This is a genomic window from Alteribacillus sp. YIM 98480, from assembly GCF_009765375.1.
Lineage (GTDB): Bacteria > Bacillota > Bacilli > Bacillales > Marinococcaceae > Alteribacillus.
Window position 1 is genome coordinate 152,584 of the sequence record NZ_VTOK01000008.1, and the last position, 22,419, is coordinate 175,002.

At 38.3% G+C, this 22,419-nt stretch carries 24 protein-coding genes; 3 read left to right on the forward strand and 21 right to left on the reverse strand.

Translation table 11 applies throughout. The features are described 5' to 3' along the window. Nucleotides 1-300: 300 nt before the first annotated feature. The 7 genes from FZF09_RS11975 to FZF09_RS12005 form a co-directional block, all read right to left on the reverse strand. Nucleotides 301-1,275 (reverse strand): NAD(P)H-quinone oxidoreductase, encoded by a 975-nt coding sequence (locus tag FZF09_RS11975; RefSeq protein ID WP_158736825.1) that lies wholly within the window; start codon nucleotides 1,273-1,275, stop codon nucleotides 301-303. 20 nt (nucleotides 1,276-1,295) lie between these two features. Continuing rightward, nucleotides 1,296-2,579, reverse strand: coding sequence for a TRAP transporter large permease (locus FZF09_RS11980; protein ID WP_158736826.1), 1,284 nt, complete (start codon nucleotides 2,577-2,579; stop codon nucleotides 1,296-1,298). A 2-nt stretch (nucleotides 2,580-2,581) separates the two neighbouring features. Then, complete coding sequence (locus tag FZF09_RS11985; protein ID WP_158736827.1) at nucleotides 2,582-3,091, reverse strand: TRAP transporter small permease; 510 nt, start codon at nucleotides 3,089-3,091, stop codon at nucleotides 2,582-2,584. 71 nt (nucleotides 3,092-3,162) lie between these two features. Then, nucleotides 3,163-4,200 (reverse strand): TRAP transporter substrate-binding protein, encoded by a 1,038-nt coding sequence (locus tag FZF09_RS11990; RefSeq protein ID WP_158736829.1) that lies wholly within the window; start codon nucleotides 4,198-4,200, stop codon nucleotides 3,163-3,165. 47 nt (nucleotides 4,201-4,247) lie between these two features. Next, nucleotides 4,248-4,985, reverse strand: a complete 738-nt coding sequence (locus FZF09_RS11995) for an SDR family NAD(P)-dependent oxidoreductase (protein WP_158736830.1) — start codon at nucleotides 4,983-4,985, stop codon at nucleotides 4,248-4,250. Between the two features lie 33 nt (nucleotides 4,986-5,018). Beyond that, entirely contained in the window at nucleotides 5,019-5,825 is an 807-nt protein-coding gene (locus FZF09_RS12000) for an SDR family NAD(P)-dependent oxidoreductase (protein WP_199256784.1), read from the reverse strand. 51 nt (nucleotides 5,826-5,876) lie between these two features. Further along, complete coding sequence (locus tag FZF09_RS12005) at nucleotides 5,877-6,971, reverse strand: nitrilase-related carbon-nitrogen hydrolase (RefSeq protein ID WP_158736831.1); 1,095 nt, start codon at nucleotides 6,969-6,971, stop codon at nucleotides 5,877-5,879. 212 nt (nucleotides 6,972-7,183) lie between these two features. Here FZF09_RS12005 and FZF09_RS12010 point away from each other — a divergent pair, with 212 nt between their 5' ends. Continuing rightward, nucleotides 7,184-7,945 carry an IclR family transcriptional regulator gene (locus FZF09_RS12010; RefSeq protein ID WP_158736832.1) on the forward strand — a complete coding sequence of 254 codons (762 nt, stop codon included), beginning with the start codon at nucleotides 7,184-7,186 and terminating at the stop codon, nucleotides 7,943-7,945. A 503-nt stretch (nucleotides 7,946-8,448) separates the two neighbouring features. Here FZF09_RS12010 and FZF09_RS12015 read toward each other — a convergent pair. The 3 genes from FZF09_RS12015 to FZF09_RS12025 all read right to left on the reverse strand — a co-directional run bounded on the left by FZF09_RS12015 (nucleotide 8,449) and on the right by FZF09_RS12025 (nucleotide 10,819). Then, a complete protein-coding gene (locus FZF09_RS12015; RefSeq protein WP_158736833.1) occupies nucleotides 8,449-8,601 on the reverse strand; it encodes a hypothetical protein in 153 nt (50 codons plus the stop codon). A gap of 196 nt (nucleotides 8,602-8,797) precedes the next feature. Further along, nucleotides 8,798-9,511, reverse strand: a complete 714-nt coding sequence (locus tag FZF09_RS12020) for a response regulator (protein WP_158736834.1) — start codon at nucleotides 9,509-9,511, stop codon at nucleotides 8,798-8,800. 174 nt (nucleotides 9,512-9,685) lie between these two features. Further along, on the reverse strand, nucleotides 9,686-10,819 hold the full coding sequence (locus tag FZF09_RS12025) for a sensor histidine kinase (protein ID WP_158736836.1): 1,134 nt from the start codon (nucleotides 10,817-10,819) through the stop codon (nucleotides 9,686-9,688). A 243-nt stretch (nucleotides 10,820-11,062) separates the two neighbouring features. On the opposite strand from FZF09_RS12025, the gene FZF09_RS12030 reads away from it, so the two are divergent. Both FZF09_RS12030 and FZF09_RS12035 read left to right on the forward strand, forming a co-directional pair. Continuing rightward, nucleotides 11,063-11,701: a YigZ family protein gene (locus FZF09_RS12030; RefSeq protein ID WP_158736837.1), complete on the forward strand. Its 639-nt coding sequence runs from the start codon at nucleotides 11,063-11,065 to the stop codon at nucleotides 11,699-11,701. A 293-nt stretch (nucleotides 11,702-11,994) separates the two neighbouring features. Continuing rightward, nucleotides 11,995-13,041, forward strand: a complete 1,047-nt coding sequence (locus FZF09_RS12035; RefSeq protein WP_158736838.1) for an LCP family protein — start codon at nucleotides 11,995-11,997, stop codon at nucleotides 13,039-13,041. A 520-nt stretch (nucleotides 13,042-13,561) separates the two neighbouring features. On the opposite strand, the gene FZF09_RS12040 is transcribed toward FZF09_RS12035, so the two are convergent. The 11 genes from FZF09_RS12040 to FZF09_RS12090 form a co-directional block, all read right to left on the reverse strand. Further along, nucleotides 13,562-14,728, reverse strand: a complete 1,167-nt coding sequence (locus FZF09_RS12040; protein ID WP_158736839.1) for a Gfo/Idh/MocA family protein — start codon at nucleotides 14,726-14,728, stop codon at nucleotides 13,562-13,564. Between the two features lie 15 nt (nucleotides 14,729-14,743). After that, complete coding sequence (locus FZF09_RS12045; protein WP_158736840.1) at nucleotides 14,744-15,664, reverse strand: sugar phosphate isomerase/epimerase family protein; 921 nt, start codon at nucleotides 15,662-15,664, stop codon at nucleotides 14,744-14,746. A 259-nt stretch (nucleotides 15,665-15,923) separates the two neighbouring features. Continuing rightward, nucleotides 15,924-16,817: an AraC family transcriptional regulator gene (locus FZF09_RS12050; protein WP_233269487.1), complete on the reverse strand. Its 894-nt coding sequence runs from the start codon at nucleotides 16,815-16,817 to the stop codon at nucleotides 15,924-15,926. Nucleotides 16,818-16,911: 94 nt separating this feature from the next. Further along, complete coding sequence (locus FZF09_RS12055; RefSeq protein WP_158736842.1) at nucleotides 16,912-17,112, reverse strand: hypothetical protein; 201 nt, start codon at nucleotides 17,110-17,112, stop codon at nucleotides 16,912-16,914. Nucleotides 17,113-17,157: 45 nt separating this feature from the next. Then, nucleotides 17,158-17,391: a hypothetical protein gene (locus FZF09_RS12060; protein ID WP_158736843.1), complete on the reverse strand. Its 234-nt coding sequence runs from the start codon at nucleotides 17,389-17,391 to the stop codon at nucleotides 17,158-17,160. A 243-nt stretch (nucleotides 17,392-17,634) separates the two neighbouring features. Continuing rightward, the gene (locus FZF09_RS12065; protein WP_158736845.1) at nucleotides 17,635-17,811 is read right to left on the reverse strand and encodes a hypothetical protein; all 177 of its coding nucleotides are present in this window, start codon (nucleotides 17,809-17,811) and stop codon (nucleotides 17,635-17,637) included. Nucleotides 17,812-17,922: 111 nt separating this feature from the next. Further along, nucleotides 17,923-18,081 (reverse strand): hypothetical protein, encoded by a 159-nt coding sequence (locus FZF09_RS12070; RefSeq protein ID WP_158736846.1) that lies wholly within the window; start codon nucleotides 18,079-18,081, stop codon nucleotides 17,923-17,925. A gap of 40 nt (nucleotides 18,082-18,121) precedes the next feature. Further along, a complete protein-coding gene (locus tag FZF09_RS12075; protein WP_158736847.1) occupies nucleotides 18,122-18,805 on the reverse strand; it encodes a hypothetical protein in 684 nt (227 codons plus the stop codon). Further along, nucleotides 18,802-19,551 carry a hypothetical protein gene (locus FZF09_RS12080; protein ID WP_158736848.1) on the reverse strand — a complete coding sequence of 250 codons (750 nt, stop codon included), beginning with the start codon at nucleotides 19,549-19,551 and terminating at the stop codon, nucleotides 18,802-18,804. Before FZF09_RS12080 ends, FZF09_RS12075 begins: the two co-directional genes overlap by 4 nt. Further along, a complete protein-coding gene (locus FZF09_RS12085; protein ID WP_158736849.1) occupies nucleotides 19,526-20,428 on the reverse strand; it encodes an ABC transporter ATP-binding protein in 903 nt (300 codons plus the stop codon). The genes FZF09_RS12080 and FZF09_RS12085 overlap by 26 nt, the downstream gene beginning before the upstream one ends. Before the next feature lie 710 nt (nucleotides 20,429-21,138). Further along, the gene (locus tag FZF09_RS12090; RefSeq protein ID WP_158736850.1) at nucleotides 21,139-22,197 is read right to left on the reverse strand and encodes a glycosyltransferase family 4 protein; all 1,059 of its coding nucleotides are present in this window, start codon (nucleotides 22,195-22,197) and stop codon (nucleotides 21,139-21,141) included. Nucleotides 22,198-22,419 lie beyond the last annotated feature (222 nt).

The following is a 22,419-nucleotide window of genomic DNA, read 5'->3' on the forward strand; positions in this document are numbered from 1 at the left end:
AGATGAAGATCTAAATCATTTTTTGTTTGGAGTACATACAAAGAACGGATTTATGAGCGGCTTTTTTAAATTTTTGATGCAATTTTCACAGTTAAGATGCTTTATGCTTTTTCCCTTTTTTATGCATACATCTCTTCCTCTTTTAATGTATCCCTCTCCCTTCAGTTGGTTGCAACTCTATGAGATCCTGGACCACATGTATTCGGGAGAAAGTGCCTGCTTTTTAGCTTTTTGCTACACTTTCTTCCCCTGTTTTAACACTATGTTATACTTATGACTACTCACATATCATTATTTAAACTAATCAATCTTTAATACCACTTTTCCAATATTTTTGTTTTCTTCTATAAACTTATGTGCATCTTCTGCATCTCTCCAATTAAAAACCTGATCCACTATAGATAATAGTTGACCGTTTTCAAATTTCTTCATTGCGAAACTTTTAAATTGATTAACAAGTGATGTCTTAAACTCTAAAGTTCTCGGTCTAAGAGTGGTCCCAACGATGGATATTCTCTTTCCTATTATTTTCCCCAGCTCCACATTCGTTTTGGATCCACCAAGTGCACTAATAAGGATCCAACGTCCATCTATAGCTACTGCTTTCATATTCTGCTCCCAGTAAGAAGCACCAATGAAATCCAAGATAATATCGGCACCTTTGTTATTTGTAGTTTCTAATACTATTTTTGAAAAATCTTCATGCTTGTAGTTGATTACGATATCTGCGCCTAGTTTCTCACAATAACGTAATTTCTCATTAGATCCTGCTGTTACAATAACATTTGCTTGTTTTTCTTTCGCTAGTTGTATAGCTGCTGTTCCTACTCCGCTAGCTCCTGCATGAATTAACACATCTTCTCCTTGTTGCAAGTCTGAAATTGTAAATAAATTTAAAAAGGCAGTCAAGTATGCTTCTGGTATAGCAGAAGCTTCTTCAAACGATAAATTTTCAGGAATTTTTATCGCCATGTCACTCGGAATAGAAACTTTCGCGGCATACCCTCCGCCAGGCAAAAGCGCACAAACTCTATCCCCTTTCTTCCAGCCTTCTACTTTCTCTCCCATTCTTTCTATTGTTCCTGCAACCTCAAGTCCTAATATTGGAGAAGCTCCAGGCGGTGGTGGATACTTTCCCTCTCTTTGCATAAGATCAGCCCTGTTAATGGCTGTTGCTTTAGCATTGATTAATATATCATTTTCGCCTACAGCTGGATCTTCGTAGTCACCAATATATAAAGAATGGTCCGCTTCTTTAATTAAAATAGCTTTCATTCGTTCTCTCCTTTCTTTCATTAATCAAAAACATTTGTTAGTCCTACACTAATTTGCGGGAATAGAGCGATCAGGATTACATCTACTATTAGAATAATAATAAAAGGGAGTGCTGGTTTTATTAGTTTTTCATATTTAACATCACCTACTTTAGAAGCTATGAATAGACCTACCCCGAGCGGCGGAGTTAATAAACCAATTCCAAGGTTTACTACCATCATAATCCCAAAATGAATCGGATCCATTCCAATACTTGTGACAATAGGTAATAAAATTGGAGTGGAAATAATTAAGGCAGCGGAGGCATCCATGAAAGTTCCTAGGAATAACAAAAACACATTAATTAAAATAACGGTCACTAATGGAGATAGATTAGCTTCAGATATTGCTGTAGCTATTTCATGCGGGACTCTTTCAATTGTTAACCACATTCCAAAAAAGGATGCAGTCGCGATAATAAGTCCAAGCGCCGATGTAGTTAAAACGGTTGAGAGAAAAATCTTTTTCATTGTACCAAATGTAATTTGCTTATAAACAAACTTTCCAACAATAAAACCATATACTACCGCAATAGCGGAAGCCTCTGTTGGAGTGAAAATCCCTCCGTAAATGCCTCCTAGTATAATTACTGGCATTAACAAAGCCCAAAAAGCCTCTTTGAATGAAACCCACAAACCAGGATTCTGACTTTCCAAATCCGTTTCTACTTGTCTTAAATCATTTTTTCGGGCATACAGAAAAGAAATAAAAATTAATGATCCACCCACCAAAACGCCTGGGATAATTCCAGCTAAAAACAGATCGCCTATCGATACTCCGGCTGCAACACCATAAAGTACTAACGGAATACTAGGTGGTATGATAGCACCAATCGCCCCTCCTGCTGCCTGTAATACGGAGGAGAAATTACGGTCAAATCCTTTCTTAACCATGGCCGGTACCATGATAGAACCTATAGCAACCATAGTTGCTATTGCTGACCCTGAAATCGCAGCGAAAAACATACAAGTGATGATAGTAACGTATGCTAGTCCTCCTCTAAGACTCCCAACCATACTATTGGCAAAGTTAATCAGTTTTTCTGATATTCCCCCGTGCTGCATTAGTTTGCCCGCTAAGATAAAAAATGGGGCAGCAAGCAGAGGAAAGGAATTTAAAGATGAGAACAGCGTTTGAGGCAAACGGATCAACGGAACATCTGAACCAATAACGGCTACTATTACAGTAGAAAGCCCTATAGCTATTGCAACAGGAACATTAATCAAAAAGAGAATTATTAAGATAATTAATAATAAAATGCTCATGATCAGTTCTCCTCTAATGGATTTTTTTCGTTTTCTAAAGAAATTTCTTTATCTACAAATGCTTTTATATTTAAATCTATTAAATTTATAATCATTAAGAAAGCAGCTAATGGCATAATTAAGTAAACGTAGCCCATTGGTAAATTGAGAGCAGGGGAAGTCTGACTCATAGATCCTAAACTTGTCTTAAAACCTTGTACTGATAATACAATTAAAAAAACAATGCTAAGAATGGTGATCAAAGACTGTGCTAGTTTTTTATATTTTCTTGGTAAACGGTCGAATAATATTTCTATCGTAATGTGAGAGCCATGTTGAAACCCAATTCCAGCCCCTACAAAAATGATAAAAAACATTAAAAACCTAGCTAATTCATCTGTCCATGAAAAAGAAGACCCTATCAAAGCCCGAGAAATCACTTGAATAAACACTATGATAACCATAATGGCTAAAGCTAGTATGGTTACAGCCTCTGTACTTCGATTGATCGTTTTCACAATAGATTTCCACATGTTCTTCCTCCTATAAAGTGAGATGAAAAGAAGTAAGAGAATTAATCTCTTACTTCTCTATATTATTGCTATTATTCAGCATTTTCTACCATTTCAATAATATCTTCAAATTCTGTATATTCATCATAAATAGGCTGTACCGCTTCTCTAAATGATTCAAGGTCTATTTCTTCTTCTGGAATAATAGTAACTCCTGCCTCTTCCGTTGTTTCTTTATACTCTTCATTTTTTTCTACTGAAATTTCTCTTTCCATAGACTCGTATTTTTCTGAAAGTTCCATTATTATATCTTGGATCTCTGTATCGAGCTCATCAAAAAGGTCTTTATTCATGACAAAAATAGAATTTCCCATTACAATTGGAATTTCGTTAAAATATTTTAATTGTTCATACAAATTAATGTCTGCATAGGACATGTATGGACCTTCGTAAGCTTCAATGACTCCTTGTTGGGCAGAAGTGTACACTTCTGGGAATGGAACAGGAGTTGGATCTGCCCCTAAAGCATTGTAGGTATCGATCGTTAAATCATTTTCTTGTGTTCTTATTTGCAGCCCGTCTAAATCATCGGGGGAAGTAATCTCGCGATCGACAGTGCTAATGTTTTTCATTCCATATTCCCAAAAACCAAGATTCTTGAATCCTTCTTCTTCTAATCGTTCTGTTAATGCATCTCCGGCTTCCCCATCATAAGCTGCATAAGCATGCTCACGATCTCTAAAAATAAATGGCATTTCTAACACTTGTAATTCCGGCACGAAATTAGTAGCAGGCGCCACAGCAGTTATTGCCATATCTAAAGAGCCCGATTGTACCTGTTCTAACATGGACCTTTCATCACCTAATTGATTAGATTCAAATACATCTAACGTAACTTGTCCATCGGTCTTTTCCTCAAGTTCTTCAGCAAACTGTCGTGCGGCTATATCATAAGATGTATCTTGTGCAGCAGGATGGCCTACTTGTAATGTGACCGCTTCCCCTGTACTATCATTTCCATTTGCTTCTTCACTAGAGTTACTTTCTTCAGACGAATCATCTCCACACCCTGTTGCTATAAAGAGAAATGCAGCTAATGAAATGACACTTTTCCATTTAAAATGTTTCATTTTGACGCCCCCTTTGGTCTTTTTTAAAATTTTTATAATAAAATTGATTAAACACAACGTCCGCCATCTACTTCAATATCAATCCCTGTGATCATAGAAGCCTCGTTAGAAACTAAGAATAAGGCAGTTTCAGCAATATCTCCAGGATCTGCAATTTTTCCTAGCGGAATGTTTTTAATAAATTCTTTACGCTGAGTAGGTGTTAGCATTTTTGTATCGGTAGCGGATGGGTTCACACAGTTGACGCGAATACCATAAGAAGCTAATTCTAAGGAGATTGTTTTCGAAAAAGCTATTAATCCGCCTTTTGAAGCGTTGTAAATACTCAACCCATCCCGTGGCCTTATCGCCCCTGTAGAGCCTGTAAAAAGGATAACCCCGTCTCTGGCTTTTTTCATAATTGGAACTATAGCTTTCGTACAAAGAAACGATCCTTTTAGATTAACATTAATGATATTATCAAAGAGAGCAGTATCCATTTCTTCTATATTAGTATGTTCCATCCCAATTCCAGCATTATTATGAAGAATATCAATTTTTTCAAAGTCTTTCGTAACTTGTACAACCAGCTTTTCAACTTCATTTTCTTTTGTGATATCTACCGGATAAAACTTTGCTGTCTGAGGATTTTTTTCGTTCAATAACTTAACTACTTCCTGTCCTTCGCTATTAGGAAGGTCTACTATCATTACTTTGGCTCCTTCTCGGTTGTAGGTTTCTGCCAGAGCCCTTCCTATCCCTGAAGCTCCTCCTGTTACAATGGCAACTTTATTTTTTAGTTTCACGATCTCACCACCATCATAGTAAATACTGCTATTTTAGCTAAATCCAACAAATCCTCCAGTTACTTCAATGACAGCCCCGGTTACGTAATCGGATAAATTAGTGGTCAAAAATTCTATAACGCCTGCGCATTCTTCTGGTTTCCCTAACCGTCCTAAAGCAATTGGTTCAATTAAGTTATTATCCACTTTATTTTCCATTAATTCTAAACTTCTTCCTGTAGCGATACGACCTACGGCCATACAATTAGCATTGATATTATAAGGTCCTAACTCTTGAGCAAGATATTTAGTATACGTCATTATGGCTCCTTTAGCCGTTCCATAATGAGCATAAGTTCCCTCAGCAAAGGGAAAAAGAGCTGCGATAGAAGAAATTGTAACGATTTTTCCACAGCGTCTTTTTTTCATCATAGGAGCAACAGCATTAACAGAATAAATAGTCCCATTCAAGTTTCTATTCATAACTTCATTATATTGGTCTACATTTAAATTCGAGGCTTGGTTTTCGTTCATCTTTCCTGCTCCCCCGCCAGCATTAGCCACAAGAATATCAACATTACCTAATTCATCGTGAATAGTAGAGACCGCTTCTTCAACATTTGTCTGTATGCCTATATCGGTTTGCACCCCTGCTGCTTTTGTTCCTTTACTTTCTAGCTCTTTGACTACCGTGTCTTCTTTCAGTAAAGAGGCCTCTCCTTGGTACTTTTTATAAGAATGGAGATCAATATCAATAATTCCTATTTTTGCTCCTAAATCAGCTAAGTGGTGAGCATAAACTCTACCTAATCCCCTTGCTCCACCTGTAATTATAGCGGTTTTCCCTGATAACGCTCCCATAATAACCCCTCTTCACTAAGAAAATTCTAACCCTCCCACGGTGAAGAACGATTACTTCTTCAAATAACTAGGAACCGTATTAGGAAGTTTGTAAATATCTTTATCAATAAATTGCCTGATTGTTTCCATAGGATCCCGAGCTTCTCTGGTGGCAGGAGATTGAGCAACAAATTGATTTGGTGGATATACCTCATCAGTATAGATTTTCTTGTATATTTCATTTCTCAGTAATGTTGGGAAGTTACGGCTTGGATCAACTCGTCTTCTTCTTAATTCTTCCAAGTTAATAACAGAACTGATAATTGCTTCCCCAGGACTATCAGCATAGGCTGTTACGACGCCATTATAGTTAACAATCATTGATTTCCCAGGCGCAAACGTTTTAGGTCTTAACGCGCCGTTGAGCCCTCCCCACGAGGCACCTACTACATAGCTAACGTTTTCCCAAGCTCTCATTTTATTCATAGATTGCCAAATTTCCATCGGCTGGGTCATTGAAGGTTCGGTTAACAATGGATGGAGGATAACTTCAGCTCCCTGCATACCAAGCGCTCTTGCTGTCTCTGGAAAATGCCCATCCATGCAAGTAATAGTACCTATCTTTCCTATTTCTGTGTCCGTAACCGGGAAGAAACTGGAAAGGTCATCTCCATACATTTCCACGTATTTATCGTAAACATCATGAGGACTCACAGCTAATTCATAATGAGTAGCTACTGTAAGTTTTCGATATTTGTGAACAACATCCCCATTTGGGCCAATAACAAAATGCGTATTAAAGAAATACCCATCGTCAATCCAATCTTCATCTCTCTCCAGGATACATCCTGCGATGTAAACCTTATGCTCTTTAGCTTTGTTTGCTAGTAAGGTCATTTCTTCCCCTTTGAAATCTACCAATACTTCGTTTATATAATGCTCATATGGCCAGTGGCCTTCGTGACCTTGTATGAAAAATTCAGGGAACGAAATTAATTTGATAGGCGCCCAGTTATTTTCAAATCCCTCTTTCGCACTAGGTTGTACTTGAGGAGCTGCATCAATTAGCTCCAGACACCTTTTTAAATTGTCCATAATATCTGAACGTTTTTTAACAATTTTCACCTCTGGTTGTATAGCTACTGCAGTATAAATATCATATGCCATACTATCCCTTCCTTTCCGATTATAGAAATTCATTTTCGATAAATGTTACAATTTTTATATTAAACGCTTTCATTTTTAGTGTCAATAATTTTTTAAAAATTTGAATTCTTATTGCTTTTTATATTTTTATCTAGTATTTTAAATTTGACTTTATGTGTGAAATGCTATATTAATAGAGCATATATCTTACTAATGAGAGCGAGGGGAATTAAATGAGTGCAAAAGAATCAGGTTCTTTGATAGCTCAAAGAACCCTGCAAGTCTTATTGATTCTACAAGAAAATCAACCATTGTCTCTTTCACAAATTGCTGAAGAAATAAATATTAGTCGAACAGCAGCGTATCGAATTGTTTCGACACTTACAGATATGAAATTTTTAGTGAAGGACAATGATACAAAAAAATACAAATTAGGATCAATGATTCTTAGCTTAGCCAACAGTATCGATTTAAACATAAGAAGTACCGCTCTTCCGTTCATGGAAAAATTATCAAAAGATACCCAAGAATCGGTGTATTTAAGTATGTCTCTTGATTCAAGTCATTACATTTTCATTGAGGGAAAAGAAAGTCCCCTTCCTTTAAGATGGTCAGCCCAGATCGGTGAATCTCTCCCAACAGATGCTGGTTCAGTAGGAAAAGCGCACCTTTCTTTTAGTAAACCTGCCGTAATCGAGGAAATTGTAAACGAACTCAAATTAAGGCCATATACTTCTAATACAATTACTGATAGAGAAGCCCTTTTAGCGGAATTGCAAGAGATAAGAAAAAAGGAAATAGCAATTAGCAAAGGTGAACGATTTGAGGGAGTAATTGGCATTTCAGCTCCCATCTTTGAAAATACAAAAACTGACACTGCTTTTGTATTGAGTATGTTTATACCTGATAACAGGATAAAGGATGAAGATATACCAAGTTACGCTAATAAACTATTAGAAACTACTCGAGCTATTTCTGCCAATTTACAAATGTAACCATCTAAAAATACTTATAGATGGTTAAAGAAGTTTCTGAATCAATGTAGACAAAACATCTATAACAGGAGAATAAGATATACACACTCAGAAAGGACATGTTGATTGAATATCGCTTAGTTTGTTAATCTACTTGTCTTTGTCACTTTATTTACTTCAACGATGCATTTGGAATAAATAACATTAAGTTCCCTTCAGCCGTGTACATATTTTGAGAACTTTGCCGCATTCATCTACATTATGATCAAGAATGGAAGTATCTGTTCAATTCAAAGATCAAATTTGGTAATGAAAAATGCTTGCAACTCAAGAAATGTCGAACCTTTTTCACCAGCATTTTATACATTACAAAAATGTCAATTGCAGATAAAACCTTCAAAAAAACAGGAGCCGGGTTCCCCTCCGACTCCTTACTTGTATCTCCAGTATTTGATTTTCTTCATTGCTTTTTTCTTTTACCTTTAACCCATCGAAGAAAGTAACCATTTTTCTACAGTAATCTATTACTTGGAAAAAATAATTACCAAAATAAGAAAAGCGCAAGCACCTTGCTCACGAGCGACAAGTCCTGGAGGGTCGGCATATGGAAAGCTGATATTTGCTTTCCATTGACGAACCGAAGGAAGCTCGAGCGAGTAGGCGCTGAAGCTAGACATGTAAAACGCCAACTATTTATAATTTCTTACCTTTTTAAAGAAAACTTGACTAGCGCCACGCCTTTAGGTGAAGGCAATTGCCTAAATGTACTTCCTAAAAAATTTTGACGACATCGATAATTCATCCATGTTAAAATATTATACTTTCCTATGCATAAAAAAGCGGCCGCCATTGAGTTTGGCGTGCCGCTTTTTGTTACCTTACTTTGACCCAGCCTTTTTTAATGGATTCTACGACGGCTTGGGTTCGGTCGTTGACATTCATTTTTTGCAATATGTTGCTTACATGGTTTTTAACGGTTTTTTCACTGATATATAACGTTTCGCCAATCATGCGGTTGCTGTAGCCGTCAGTCATCAGCTGGAGCACTTCGCATTCGCGCCGGGTCAGAATATGGAGAGGCTTCCGATATTCGACTTCTTTAAATCCAATTTCGGCTGCATCTTCTCCTCCTTCATCACCAGAGGCAAGGCGGCGGTATTCGTTAATTAAGTTATGCGTCACTTTTGGATGAATGTACGCTCCGCCTCGTCCGACCACTTTTACTGCTTCAATTAAAGCGTCGGCATCCATCTCTTTTAGCAGATAACCGGATGCTCCGGTTTTCAGTACGTGTGTGACGTATGATTCATCATCGTGAATAGACAGGATTAACACTTTGGTTTCTGGGAATGTTTCAATTAAGTTTCGGGTTGCTTCTACGCCATTTGTGCCTGGCATATTAATATCCATGAGAACCACATCAGGGTCATTTTCTTCTACAAGCTTAATGGCTTCATCTCCGTCATCGCCTTCTGCAACTACTTCAAAGTTGGGTTCCATATCTAAAATACGTTTAACCCCTTCTCTGAAAAGCTGATGATCATCTATGAGGATTAGTCTAATGTTATTATCTATTGATTCCTGCATGCTTCCCACCCTTTCGAATACATTGAACTGCATATTGTTATAATCAATCATTTGTGTTGTTTCCGCTTTTGTAAAGTGTGTTTTTTATAAAATTAACGGCTATTCCCTGTTTTTCCACAAACCAAACAATTGTAAGCCCCTTTTTTATTTTTCATCAGATTTTTATAGCGAAATTTACATTTTCGCTCCCTCTGCCGGAACTTGTATCATGACGACTGTTCCTTTATTCAGAGCGGAATCAATCGTCAGCTCCCCTTTTAAGGCATTAATTCGTTCTCTCATGCCCATCAGTCCAAATGACTTTTCCTTGCTGGTTTTGGCTGTGTCAAAACCTTTACCGTCATCCTTTATGACGATAACAACGCGTGTAGGTTTCAACTCAACTTTCACCTGGACTTCATGAGGGTCTGCATGTTTGTACGCATTTTGGACGGCTTCCTGTACCAGTCGAAAAAGTCCTACCTCTAAATTGGGCGAGAGCCGGAGTTCCCGTCCCATATGAGTGAAGCGGATGTTTAATCCGGTATGCTCTTCGACGTTTTTCAAGTACTTGTTTAATGTAGGAATGAGTCCTAGATCATCAAGAGCCATTGGACGGAGGTCGTAAATGATACGCCTTACTTCGGCTAAACTTGAGCGGATCAAAACACGTAAGTCACGGATTTCCTCTACGGCAGCATCCATTCCTTTTTCATTTCGTACTCGTTCTACCAGCTCAGAGCGAAGAAGTACATTGGCAAGCATCTGAGCGGGACCATCGTGAATTTCCCGGGCCACGCGTTTTCTTTCTTCTTCTTGCACTTCAATAATTTTTAAACCAAATTGCTGTTTTTCTTTGGCATCCTCAACCATTTCACCGACTTCTTTTAAATCTCCGGCTAAAAAGTTATATACAACAGAAACTTGACTGACGAGCGTTTCTGCTCTATCAATGGTTCCTTCTAATTGAATAAGACGCCGTTCGACTTGATCCCGCCGTTCGCGAAGCTGTTTTTCTTCCTGCTGCAATATCGCAAGCTCCACTTGCAGTTCATTTGCCTGTTCATAGGCCTTCTTTACTTCTTCGTTGCTAAAACTTTTAAAATGTCGGCTAACTTGGGCAAGGCGGTTTCTTGCAAAACGAGCGTGCATATCTGTTTTCTCAGATTTATCAATAACAGCGGCAACTTTCTCCCGTATTTCTTTTAGTTCCTGCTTAAGTGATTCATATTCTTCCCGGGAGTTTTCGCTGATTTCAAAGATTTGTTCTTTGCTGTATTCTACTGTATTCAGCATTTTGTCGATGATTTCATCAAGTGTCGGCTTCATTGACAAAAAAGTCACCACGCTTTGTCGTTCATTGGTTTGACAGACAGCAACGATCCGTTATGATTATTTTAGCACATTCTTAATGACCCACACCGCAGAACCAATAAAAAATCAAGAAATTACATAGTTATGTGCTATTATGTCATTCGCAAGCCGTCTCTTATAGAATACCATGACTTTCTGTTTTCAAGTTTTACAATATTATTATAGTATAATTACACCGTAAGGAGGAGTTATTCTGTCATGCTTGCATCATACTATACTGTTAAAACCAGTGAAACAAACGAAATTGTCATAAATAAGTCCCGATTTATTGCACATGTCAAACGTGTTACAAATGAAGCAGAGGCACAAGAATTTATCCAATCGATAAAAAAAGAACATTGGAATGCCACACATAACTGTTCTGCTTATATTATTGGCGAAAAAGATGAAATACAAAAAGCAAATGATGACGGAGAACCAAGCGGAACGGCTGGAGTCCCAATGCTTGAAGTGTTAAAAAAACGACACCTTAAAGACACTTGTGTAGTTGTTACACGTTACTTTGGCGGTATAAAACTTGGAGCCGGCGGGCTGATTAGAGCCTATGGATCTGCGGTAACAGAAGGTATTAATGCTGCAGGCGTCGTCGAAAGAACACTCATGAAAGTCATGGCAATCCGTGTTGACTACACGTGGCTGGGAAAAGTAGAAAACGAACTCAGGCAGTCCTCTTATATAATGAAAAATATTGAATATGAAGATAATGTTTCACTTTTTGCTTATGTTCCTGTTGAATCGGTCCAGCCCTTTCATGATTGGATAACGAACATAACGAACGGCCAGGGTCAGATTGAGGAACAAGAAGAAACTTATCTTGAAAGAGAACTGCCTCTTTAAGCATGGTATAATATTCCTGTAGTTATATACTTTAATTAGTGTTTCGACTTTTCTTTTCGTAATCCTTTTTTTTTATTAATTTCTTCTTTTTTTCTGTAATATTTCCGAGGAAATAAAACTTTTCCCGGTGAATTTGTCTATACGTGTAACGAAAAATAATTATTAAACGTCTCATTAGTAAGCGTCATATGCCAGTCTGTCTTTTTTAAATTGTCATTTACGAACACGTGTATTTTATGTAAAATAATTTAGTACAAAAAAGCAGGAAAACTGAAAACAAGGAGAAATTTTTTATGGGGAAAGAAGTACCTAATACAAGGCTGCGGCGTCATAGACGGAGAAAACGACGTTTGTTAAAAACATTTATGCTGATCGGCCTTGTTTCGTTTTTAATACTAGGAGGCGGTCTTGGCTACTTTGCCTGGAAGCTTAGTGATGTAGCCGCTGACACCCAGGAGACCCTTGACCGCGGTGAAAAATCAGAGAAAAGAGAAGCAGCGGTTGACCCTAAACAGGACAACATTTCTGTTTTGTTCCTCGGAGTGGATGATAGAAGCGGTGAATTGAAAGGGCGAACCGATGCAATGGTTTTGGCCACGTTTAACAAAGACGAAGAATCGGTTAAAATGACCAGCATTCCACGTGACTCGCTTGTAACTATCCCGCAGCACGGGGAAGATAAAATTACTCATGCTCATGCTTTTGGAGGAACGGACCTGGCCATTCAGACTGTCGAAGAATTATTAGATATTCCTGTCGATTACTATGTAAAATTAAATTTTGATGCTTTTATTGAAATTATTAACGCTTTAGATGGTGTAGAAGTGGACGTACCTTTTTCGTTTACAGAGCAAGATAGCGAAGGCAATCATGATGCCATTTCTATTCAAGAAGGAAGACAGCTTCTTGACGGAGAAGAAGCATTAGCTTATGCAAGAATGAGAAAACAAGATCCTCGCGGGGACCTTGGCCGCGGTGAGCGTCAACAAGAAATTATTGCAGCGTTAATTCGTCGAAGCGCTTCTATTTCTTCTATTCGAAATTATGACGACGTACTCACCAGCCTTGAAAAGCATATGAAAATGAATTTTTCGTTTGGCAATTTGATCTCTTTACATCGCTATGCTGATTCCATCAGTGACATTGAACGCCTTCAATTACAAGGGCAAGATCTCAATTTAGAAGCAGGATATTATTATCAGCTAAACGAACAATCGACACAAGAAATTTCCCAGGAATTAAAAGCTCATTTAGAAATCGACGTTCCTGAAAATCAAGATAATTTCCAATCAAATGAAGAAGAAAGTTCAAACCAGCAAGCCCAATCAAATGAATGGTAAATCAACAGCCTGCTCCTTAATGAAGGGCAGGCTTTTTTTAATGCAGAAAACTTTACCAATGTTATTTTTGACGAAAGGGCTAGCGTTTAAATGTGAACTGGCTTGCACAGGAGGTGTTGACTTTTTGCGTTGCGACAGGACGTCGCGGTTTTAGCAAAAGTTCCTCTTTATCGTGTGCGCCTGAGCGGTTGGGCGCTGGAGCGTAAAACGCCAATATTTATCATTTCTTACCTTTTAAATAAAGACACGTTCGGCTAAGTTTAATGAACTTCTACTTAATACACGCCCTGTGTGCAACGTAGAAATCACAACATTCGGTGGAAATACGTCCTTTGACAACACTGAATTGACTTGGAAAAGAGGTGCTGACCAGAACAGGCGTTAGTATTTCCTCCGTCCGAGAACAGAAAAAGCGCAACCCTTAACCAGGATTGCGCATGTCATTTGAAATAGACAGAGGTTGTTTTCATTCTAGATACTTCTCCAACATTTCAGATGGCTCACATATTGAATCCAAAAATTATTGATAGTCAACCCATACAGCGCCGTTGTCAGCAGAGCGTACACAGTTTTCGACCCATCTTACTCCTTCTACACCGGCTTCAATTCCTGGATACCACAAATGGCTGGATTCTCCGCCATAATCGGCAGCGTCCATTGCTGCGGCAAAACGAGTATACAAATTGGACCAGGCTTCAAATAATCCTTCCGGATGGCCGCCGCCAATACGGTCATCAGCCAATGCTTCTGGATAAAGATAATCCATACCGCGCTCTAAAATCTGTACTGGTTTCCCTTGTATCTCATAACGAAGCTGATTCGGCTGTTCATCCCACCATTCAATACTAGCCTTCGATCCGATCACACGGATTTTCTGTCCGTGCATGGAACCAGCGTTTACTGCACAAGACCATACCGTCCCCACTGCACCGTTATCGTATTCCATAATCGTATATGCGTTGTCTTCCAAAGGTGCCCGGCTTTTGACAAAGCTTTGGCGTGTGCACATTAGTTTTTCTATTTTCATGTCTGGCAGCATAACCTCTGATAAATAAAGAGGATGTGTTCCTAAATCACCTAATACATAACTCGGGCCAACAATTTTTGGATCGACCCGCCATTTCGTACTTGCATTTTGTTCCTCAACTGCTTCAGAATGAAATCCATGCGCAAACTGCATGTTAACGATGCGAATGTCACCTAAATCCGTGTTTGCAATCATCTGCCGTGCCTGTTCAATCGCCTGATGGCCTGAATACCCGTATGTAACGCCAACAACACGGTTTTTGTCTTTTGCAAGCATCTCTAATTCTTTCGCTTCTTCTGTCGTAAAACAGAGCGGTTTTTCACAGACAACGTGTAAATCAGCATGTAAGGCTGCTTTACATATCTCATAATGTGTGCCATTTGGCGTAGCAATGGAAACAGCTTGGATACCGTCTTCCCGCTTTGCCTCTTCTTCAAATAATTTTTTATAATCAGGGTAGCACCGTTCTGGTTCAACGTGCAAATGAATACCAAAATCCTTGCCGCGTTCTGGATCAATATCAAATGCCCCAGCAACCAATTGGAAATTATGATCCCGCAAAGCGGCGGAACGGTGAATATAACCGATCTGGCTGCCGCGTCCACCGCCTACCATCGCCCAGCGGATTGGTTTCTCTATGTTCTTTTCCCCATTAATCATATCGTTCTCCTCCTTTTAATACCCTACACTCTTTAAGTAAGCAACACTCTGACTGACATCTTGCAAGCTAGTATCAGCGTTTCTAGGGTCCCGCTCTTGTTCTATCGTAATATAGCCGTGATAGTTGATTTCCTTTAGCAGCTGGTGTATGGAATCATAGTCAATAATTCCTTGACCAATTGGGCACATGACCCCTTTTCCACAAGCATCGAAAAAGCGGATATGCTCCTCCATCACTTCTTCATACATCTTTTCATCAATATCTTTAAAATGAATATAGTCGACTCGATCGGCATAGTCTCGAAGCCACTGAACGGGATCCATTTTTGAGTAATATAAGTGTCCGGTATCAAGACATAGCCCCGCTGTTTCATAGGGGATGTCTTCTAACAGTTTTTTAATTTCATCTTCAAACTCTATATAACTTCCTGCATGGGGATGAATGACAGGACGAACGCCATATGTCCAGGCTTTCTTAGAAATCGCTCGGATGTGATCCATCATCTTATTCCATTCCTTAGTTGACAGGCGTTTAGCTGTATCTGGATGTCCTGCTTTGTAATCTCTTTCATCATGTCCCCAATCTATAATTACTAGATAAGGTGTAGGGAAATTCTGCCCTTCTTCCTGCGGTACGGAAGGAAGTTTGGTAATGAGAGAACAGATATCGTCCACCTGTTTAAGTAAATTTTCAAGATTAGATTCAGACACCAAATCATCAAAAATTGTTCCCGCGATGATAGTTAAATTATTTTTTGAAAGTTCTTCCTGCACACGGTTAATGTCCATCGGAATATAGCCATACGGCCCCAGTTCAATACCTTTATAGCCCGCTTGAGAAGCTTCTTTTAGCACCTGCTCCCATGGTGGAAGATATGGATTTGTCGGGTCATCTACTCCCCAGCAGCAGGGAGCGCCTGAAATTTTTATACTCATCTGCATCACCTCTATCTATATAATGAAAGCATGACTTTTTAGATTTGACATTATAAAATTATTGCAGCGCTTCCAATGTCTAAAGAATACAAGACATAACTTGTTATTGTATTTATCTGAAACTGCCTTCTTTTTTATAAATAAAGGACATAAAATCTGAGCTAATATTTAGAAAAACTAACTTGCCGCCAAGTCTTAATGTGGCGGTAATATAAAAAAAAGCTAGAAAACGCACAAGACGTTATCCAGCTCACCTTCACTATGTTTTATCTTTTTGAAGATTACCGGCTAATTTCGCCTTCTTGCTAAGTTTTCTATATTGGCCTGGTGTTATATTTGTTTCTTCTGAGAAAACCCGTGTGAAATGATGGACAGATGAAAAACAGTAAAGATCCGATATGTCTTTGATTGAAAGGCTTGTTTCTCGCAATTTTAGAGCCGCAGCCCTTACTCTTTCTTGACGTAAAAAAGCTGTATACGTGATTTTCAAATGACTGCGGAACAAACGAGAGAGATGCCGTTTCGATACATGTAAGTATTGGGCCACATCTTCTAAAGAAAGAGACATCGTCAAGTTATCTTTAATAAACAATTGGGCTCGGTTGATCAAAAACGGACTGCTTGAATCGTCATTATGTATCTTTTCGCTTTCATCTAGCCCACAAAATAACGTTTGAAGCGAGATCAATAATGAGTGGCCTAGAGAACACAATAACGCTGAAGAATAGGAGCGGCCTGCATGTTCCATTAATACATTCCATAATTGTGCAGTCGGCGAAGCCTCCGCATCATAAATGAGTATTTTTTGTGTGTTCGCTAATTGTTTAAACAGATGAATGCCTTCTTTCGTCGAAGAAGATTGATTCACTTCGAAACCAACCCAGAAAAGAGAAAGGTTTTCCCCATTGTGAATTCTGTGAAGCTTTCCAGGACGTGAACAAAGAAAAGTCCCTTTTTTCAATTCATAATTCTGTTCATCCTCATAGTAAAGCCCAGTACCGCTGTTCACGTAACAAAATTCAAAGAATGAATGTTTATGTAAGGGGTTATCTTGATGGTTTGGCTGCGCACCCCAAAAATAGATACGAAAAGAAACATTTTCTCCAGGCAGGTTGATACAGCGTTTTTGTAAATGGCGGACAGATGCGGCCATGTTCACAGTAATCCCCCCCTTCCTATGTTCGTTCTTAGATAAACAGATCATGGAAGATAGATTAGTTCTAAACTATTGATTTTCAACCTTGTCATTATTTCTTAATATTTTTAAACGCTTCAAGCAGTAATGATAATCCTAAAACGATTACAGAGAAAAATCCTATTAAAGCCAATATAGAAAAAATAAAAGCAAAGCCCTCGAAAAGAGGAGAGTTTAGTGGAATAAACTGAGGCATAACAAGAAAAGAAACACCTATTAAAAAACCTATCAACAAATTTACAGTTCTCTCCATTTTTAAGACACTCCATATTTATCTCTTATTTTAGATTGCGCCCTATTACATATCTCTGAGAATTTGCTTTGCTATAGGTTCATCTTCTATTTTTACTGAAAGCTTGGTTACATTGCGCGTCGAATACGATAAGTCACCAGGACCACCAATATCTTTTTGAAACCAAATATTATTTTCTCTTAACGTTTGTTCAACCTTAAATGCTTCACCTGGATATATTGTATGAATAATAACCACAGTTCTTTTTATCCTTAATATCTTTTTAATCCAGTTAAACAAACATAAAACCTTCCTTTATTCCAAAATCAAAATAACGTAATTATACAAGCTGTCCCTATAACAAGAATAAGTATACCAAGCCGACACTGTTAATTAAATCCACCATTATCCCCGTTAGCTGCTTTATTACATGTAGCAGTTATATTACCAGCTGGATTTTTCTTCATTCCACTTGTCTCATTCTTTCTCTTCACTCACTTTAATAGCGATGTATAAATTGCCGCACCCGCTTCCTCTTAACTCCTAATTATTCTTCATTTCACTCATTTCATGTTCCAATTGAACCATTCGGGCTTCTACATCCTCTACCTTTTTCTTGTTAGGACGTATCCGATTTTTCATGAATGCAATGAGGGCTAAAAACAACACAACATAGAACATGAAACCCGTAACAATTACTTCACTACGGTCACTCCTCATGCTTTTTTCTGTTAAAACGCCATTTTTTTCCCTAAATTGCCCTTAATGAATGTTCTTTAAAAAATCGCAAAACCTTTTCTTAAATGTACTCATTCACTGGACATCTAACTACTACTTTCCCCTTTTAATCTCATCAACAATCACACTTAATTGATCGCTGATACGTACTAATATGCCAGCTGATACCCCAATTAAAGCACCTAGTGGACCATAAGATACAAAACCTATAACGCCGCCAATTATTACCCAAACAAGTAATATTATATTCACAAAGCACCTCCGTACAGAAAGTTCGTCTTCATTTCATCTATTATTCATTCACATATTGGACTTGATAAGAATCCATGTTAACATTCAAGTCTTTTGGAACACGCAAATAAATCAGGGTACTTCCGAGGACAAGGGATGAATTTTCAAATACATTTATTTTTTCCGAACCCTGATTAAACGGAAATTCTTCCTTAAAAGCCGAGTATTCCAGACGATCCTCTTCTGGGTTTCTAATAATAAGAGCTGTTTCTGTTTGTTGAATGGAAGGATTACGTGCTGGTTCTGCCATTTTCCCCTCGATACTCGAAGGAGTTTGATAATAATCCGCTTCGATGACCTGATCATTTTCCTCTTTTCTTTCCATAAGTATATCTGTCCCGTTCACGCTATTATCAGGGGTTTCTATCGAAAGTTGACTCTCTTCGTATTCAAATGTCCATTGTTTTTTTCTGTAATCCTTGTTTATATCCTCGTCCTTTCCTTCACGTGCTGCTGCCTGCAGCTTTTGGGCTTCCTGTTCTGCGATTTCAGCACTTATTTCTTCATCCGTTCCATTATCTTCTCCTGCGATAAGAAAAAACAAAGCACTTGAAAAAAGCAAAACAGCTGCATACCCGCCAAAAAGCCATAAATCTCCTTTTCCATTCAGCGGTCTTTTTTTAACAAGAACCGTAGCAAGAACTAAAACGAAAACAACCGGAAAAAACATGAGGAACATACTCATTTTTTAACCTCCAACTGATTGGACAGAAACATAGCTGCAGCAAAAATAATGCATGCGGATCCTATCATTTTACTGAAAAAGAGAAAAGTCGAAGCTTCCTCAAAAAAGAATCTATAGAACACCTGCAAAATCGTGCCCTCACCAGCCCCTTGGACAATTAAAAGACCCATTAATGCAGCAGGCAGAATAAACGCGAACCATCTATACCATTGCGCCATCATTCCAGCTAAATAACCGAACGAGCTAATAAAGAAAATAATTAAAACAGCGGTCGCCATGCCTCGCGCAAAGGTCAGAGGATCCGCAGCCGCACCGGTACCAAGAATTTCGTCTGCCAAGATGTAATACACCAGTACTTTCAATAAAAATCCAGAAAAAACAGCGGTTATGCCGCCTGCTATGCTGGCCGTAAATAGAAACGCAACCGATGAAAGATTACTGCTTATTCTGTTTGTAACAAAATGAAAGCCATCCTCTCTATAAGCTGTCGTCGTCAAAAGCAGGGCACAAATAAACCCCCAAATCGATGTGAAGACAATCACCATATCTGCTGAATAATACGTTATGTTTATGTTCATTCCGTACGCTGACGTTCCCCTGGATGCCGTTCCGGAAAAAGATAACAAAATGCCAAGCAGCTGTATTATAACGAGTGAGCTGAACACACTAACATAAGCTTTCATTTTAAATAAATACTGCTGCCATATTATTTTTGCAGCATTATTCCCTGTTAAATACATCATCAATGCTCCCTTTCTCCTCAGAGGTCATATATATGCACGCATCGTTTGCAGAAACAGGTGAAATACGAATACCTGAGAGTTTCATTTTTTCTTTTTCATTCCCAGTGAAGTTATTCTCCAACGCAAGAAATACCTCTTCTTGACCTATTTTTCTCGTATGTAATATGTCTCGATTTATAACCCATGGATAAACGATGTCTATTTTTCCAGTCAGCCCGACCAGTCGTTCTTTCAAGTTATCCATTGGCAGGTGAAGGTATTTTTCACCTTCTTTTATGAGCAGTACCTCTTCTAATATGTCTTCGGCTTCCTCTAGATAATGGGTGGATAGAATAATCGTCCGCGGATAAGTAATAGTATCTTTTAATAACGCTCTGTAAAAGTCTTTGCGGACAGATGCATCCATACCTGTCGTCGGTTCATCAAATATAGTAAGTGGACACCTGGCAGCTAAGCCTACAATCATGTTAAATGTACTTTTCTTCCCCTTAGAAAGATTTGTATGCGATTGTTTAGCATCCAAATCAAAATAGGCAATCAAACGATGCGCTAGTTCTTTATCCCAGTTTTCATAAAAGCGTTCCCCTTGCTGTAAAATATCGATTAAGGTAAAACTAGAAGGAAAATTCATTTGATCGTCTATAAAAATGGTGTTAGCAGAAACAACAAGATTATTAAACGGACGCTTCGAAAATACGTTGACCTCACCCGAAGATTCTTTTAAAAAACCTGCCAGTATCTTCAACAATGTCGTTTTCCCTGCTCCGTTTCTTCCGATAAGGCCGACGACTTTATTTTCTTCAATAGAAAACGAAAGAGGATGAATCGCTTTTTTCCGCTTATATTTTTTCGTTACACCCCGGCACTCAATCACATTCATTTCGATTTCCCCTTGCTGTTAAGATTTGAAATAAAGAGAAAAATTTGAGCTGTATAATGTTCAAAAAGACTTATCTCACCTGAATGAATTTCAAATGATTAAATTTCCTCGTTATCATTCGATTTTCGCTTCAGGCGAACGCTTTCCGCTGCAATCGATTTAATATTCGTTTTTGATAATTGAAATAGCACGTATGAAATGGATTCACCTTATAATTTATTTTACGGAGTTACATTTATTTGGTTTCAGATCGTTTAAAGGAACAATAAACCAGAAAGGAATGGTGCAGTTTGTCTTCTCTGAAAAATAAAATCTTAAATAATTTTGGGGTAACGGAAGAAAATTGGAAAAGGTGCGATAAAAGTATCTTGCTGCGTTTTTATAGGTTCTTAAAGATAAGGACGGAACAGAGCCGCACTGGGGCAATTTAAGTATGTAAAAAAGGAAGTGTTGAAAACGTCTTTGTTCAAAGGTAAGAAAGTATAGATTTTTGGCGTTTTACATGTCTAGCGCAAGCGCCTACTAGCTCGGGATTCCTTCGGTTCGTCAATGGAAAGCAAAGATCAGCTTTCCATGTGCCGCCCCTCCAGGACTTGTCGCTCGTGAGCAAGGCGCTTGTACTTTTCTTATGTAAAAGTCAACACGTTGCAGCGGCAGCATTTAGACTTCCTATTTAAAACAGCTCCCCTATGAAAGGAGAGCTGTTTTTATTAAGGCCGTTTTGGCGTATTTGAAAATTTATTTACAAGCTTTAACATCGGGCGGTAACTATGGCTAACCAATCCGATGCGTTCTGCCATCAACTCAATTCCAATTAGGAGCATCATCATAATAACAAGAGATACCCACAAAGTGGAAATGGTGAAAATAACCGCAGATAAACCGAAAAATGCACTTAAAGCGTATATTATCAAAACGGTTTGACGATGAGAATAACCAAGACGCAGCAGACAATGGTGCAAGTGTGACTTATCAGGTGCTGCGAGCGGCTGTTTGTTTACGACACGGCGGATAATCGCAAAAAAAGTGTCGGAAATAGGAACCGCAAGAATAATGACCGGTACAACGAGAGAAAATATGGTTACATTTTTAAAACCTAGCAGGGATATAACCCCGATCATAAACCCTAAAAACAGGGCGCCGGTGTCTCCCATAAATATTTTTGCCGGGTTAAAGTTGTGCACTAAAAATCCTAACGTTCCACCTAAGAGTGCAATTCCAAGAGCAACAATAAAAATGTCTCCTTGGATAATGGCAAGCACAGAAATCGTTGCCAAAACAATCGAAGAAACACCAGCTGCAAGACCGTCTAAACCATCGATAAGGTTGATGGCATTAGTAATTCCAATAATCCATAACAAGGTGATCGGTATGCTGAACCAGCCAAGCTCCAGCCTTCCATCAAACGGAAGGTTTATAAACTGAATCTGCACGCCCCCTGCTACTACAATTACGGCTGCAGCAATCTGGCCGAGAAGCTTCCATTTTGCTGATAACTCGGTAAGATCATCGAGAAAACCTGTCAAAATGATAATGGTCCCCGCCACCAGAATGTATGGCATATACGCATTTTCCGGCTGTAAAATCAACAGCCCGGCCAAAAAAGCAGCGTATACAGAAAGTCCTCCTATTCTGGCCATAGCACCTTTATGCACTTTTCGATGATTTGGCTGATCTGTTGCTCCAATTTTAAATGCTAATTTTTTTACGAGTGGAGTTAAAAACAATGATATTAAAAAACATGAAATAAGTGCTAATGCGGTCGTCATTTTGACCCTCCTTCATTACCGTTGCCTAAACTTTGATCTTTTATAATAATTTTTTTGCATTTTTTTATGGTTTTAAAAAAATAAGTCGATTTGGCTTACAAATTGTCTATGAATCTAGTCGAATTTTCCATATTGATTTTATCCACTTCCGAATTATATCATAAAATGTTCCAACTCGGAGTTATTCACACAAATTTACAAAGATTTTTCAATTCTTTTCAC

Bases quoted from the DNA above. Each gene is read 5' to 3' on its own strand.
- FZF09_RS11975 (WP_158736825.1), bottom strand. From the start codon at position 1,275: ATGAAAGCTATTTTAATTAAAGAAGCGGACCATTCTTTATATATTGGT.
- FZF09_RS11980 (WP_158736826.1), bottom strand. From the start codon at position 2,579: ATGAGCATTTTATTATTAATTATCTTAATAATTCTCTTTTTGATTAAT.
- FZF09_RS11985 (WP_158736827.1), bottom strand. From the start codon at position 3,091: ATGTGGAAATCTATTGTGAAAACGATCAATCGAAGTACAGAGGCTGTA.
- FZF09_RS11990 (WP_158736829.1), bottom strand. From the start codon at position 4,200: ATGAAACATTTTAAATGGAAAAGTGTCATTTCATTAGCTGCATTTCTC.
- FZF09_RS12000 (WP_199256784.1), bottom strand. From the start codon at position 5,825: ATGGGAGCGTTATCAGGGAAAACCGCTATAATTACAGGTGGAGCAAGG.
- FZF09_RS12005 (WP_158736831.1), bottom strand. From the start codon at position 6,971: ATGGCATATGATATTTATACTGCAGTAGCTATACAACCAGAGGTGAAA.
- FZF09_RS12010 (WP_158736832.1), top strand. From the start codon at position 7,184: ATGAGTGCAAAAGAATCAGGTTCTTTGATAGCTCAAAGAACCCTGCAA.
- FZF09_RS12015 (WP_158736833.1), bottom strand. From the start codon at position 8,601: ATGTCTAGCTTCAGCGCCTACTCGCTCGAGCTTCCTTCGGTTCGTCAA.
- FZF09_RS12020 (WP_158736834.1), bottom strand. From the start codon at position 9,511: ATGCAGGAATCAATAGATAATAACATTAGACTAATCCTCATAGATGAT.
- FZF09_RS12025 (WP_158736836.1), bottom strand. From the start codon at position 10,819: ATGAAGCCGACACTTGATGAAATCATCGACAAAATGCTGAATACAGTA.
- FZF09_RS12030 (WP_158736837.1), top strand. From the start codon at position 11,063: ATGCTTGCATCATACTATACTGTTAAAACCAGTGAAACAAACGAAATT.
- FZF09_RS12035 (WP_158736838.1), top strand. From the start codon at position 11,995: ATGGGGAAAGAAGTACCTAATACAAGGCTGCGGCGTCATAGACGGAGA.
- FZF09_RS12040 (WP_158736839.1), bottom strand. From the start codon at position 14,728: ATGATTAATGGGGAAAAGAACATAGAGAAACCAATCCGCTGGGCGATG.
- FZF09_RS12045 (WP_158736840.1), bottom strand. From the start codon at position 15,664: ATGAGTATAAAAATTTCAGGCGCTCCCTGCTGCTGGGGAGTAGATGAC.
- FZF09_RS12050 (WP_233269487.1), bottom strand. From the start codon at position 16,817: ATGGCCGCATCTGTCCGCCATTTACAAAAACGCTGTATCAACCTGCCT.
- FZF09_RS12055 (WP_158736842.1), bottom strand. From the start codon at position 17,112: ATGGAGAGAACTGTAAATTTGTTGATAGGTTTTTTAATAGGTGTTTCT.
- FZF09_RS12065 (WP_158736845.1), bottom strand. From the start codon at position 17,811: ATGAGGAGTGACCGTAGTGAAGTAATTGTTACGGGTTTCATGTTCTAT.
- FZF09_RS12075 (WP_158736847.1), bottom strand. From the start codon at position 18,805: ATGAGTATGTTCCTCATGTTTTTTCCGGTTGTTTTCGTTTTAGTTCTT.
- FZF09_RS12085 (WP_158736849.1), bottom strand. From the start codon at position 20,428: ATGAATGTGATTGAGTGCCGGGGTGTAACGAAAAAATATAAGCGGAAA.
- FZF09_RS12090 (WP_158736850.1), bottom strand. From the start codon at position 22,197: ATGACGACCGCATTAGCACTTATTTCATGTTTTTTAATATCATTGTTT.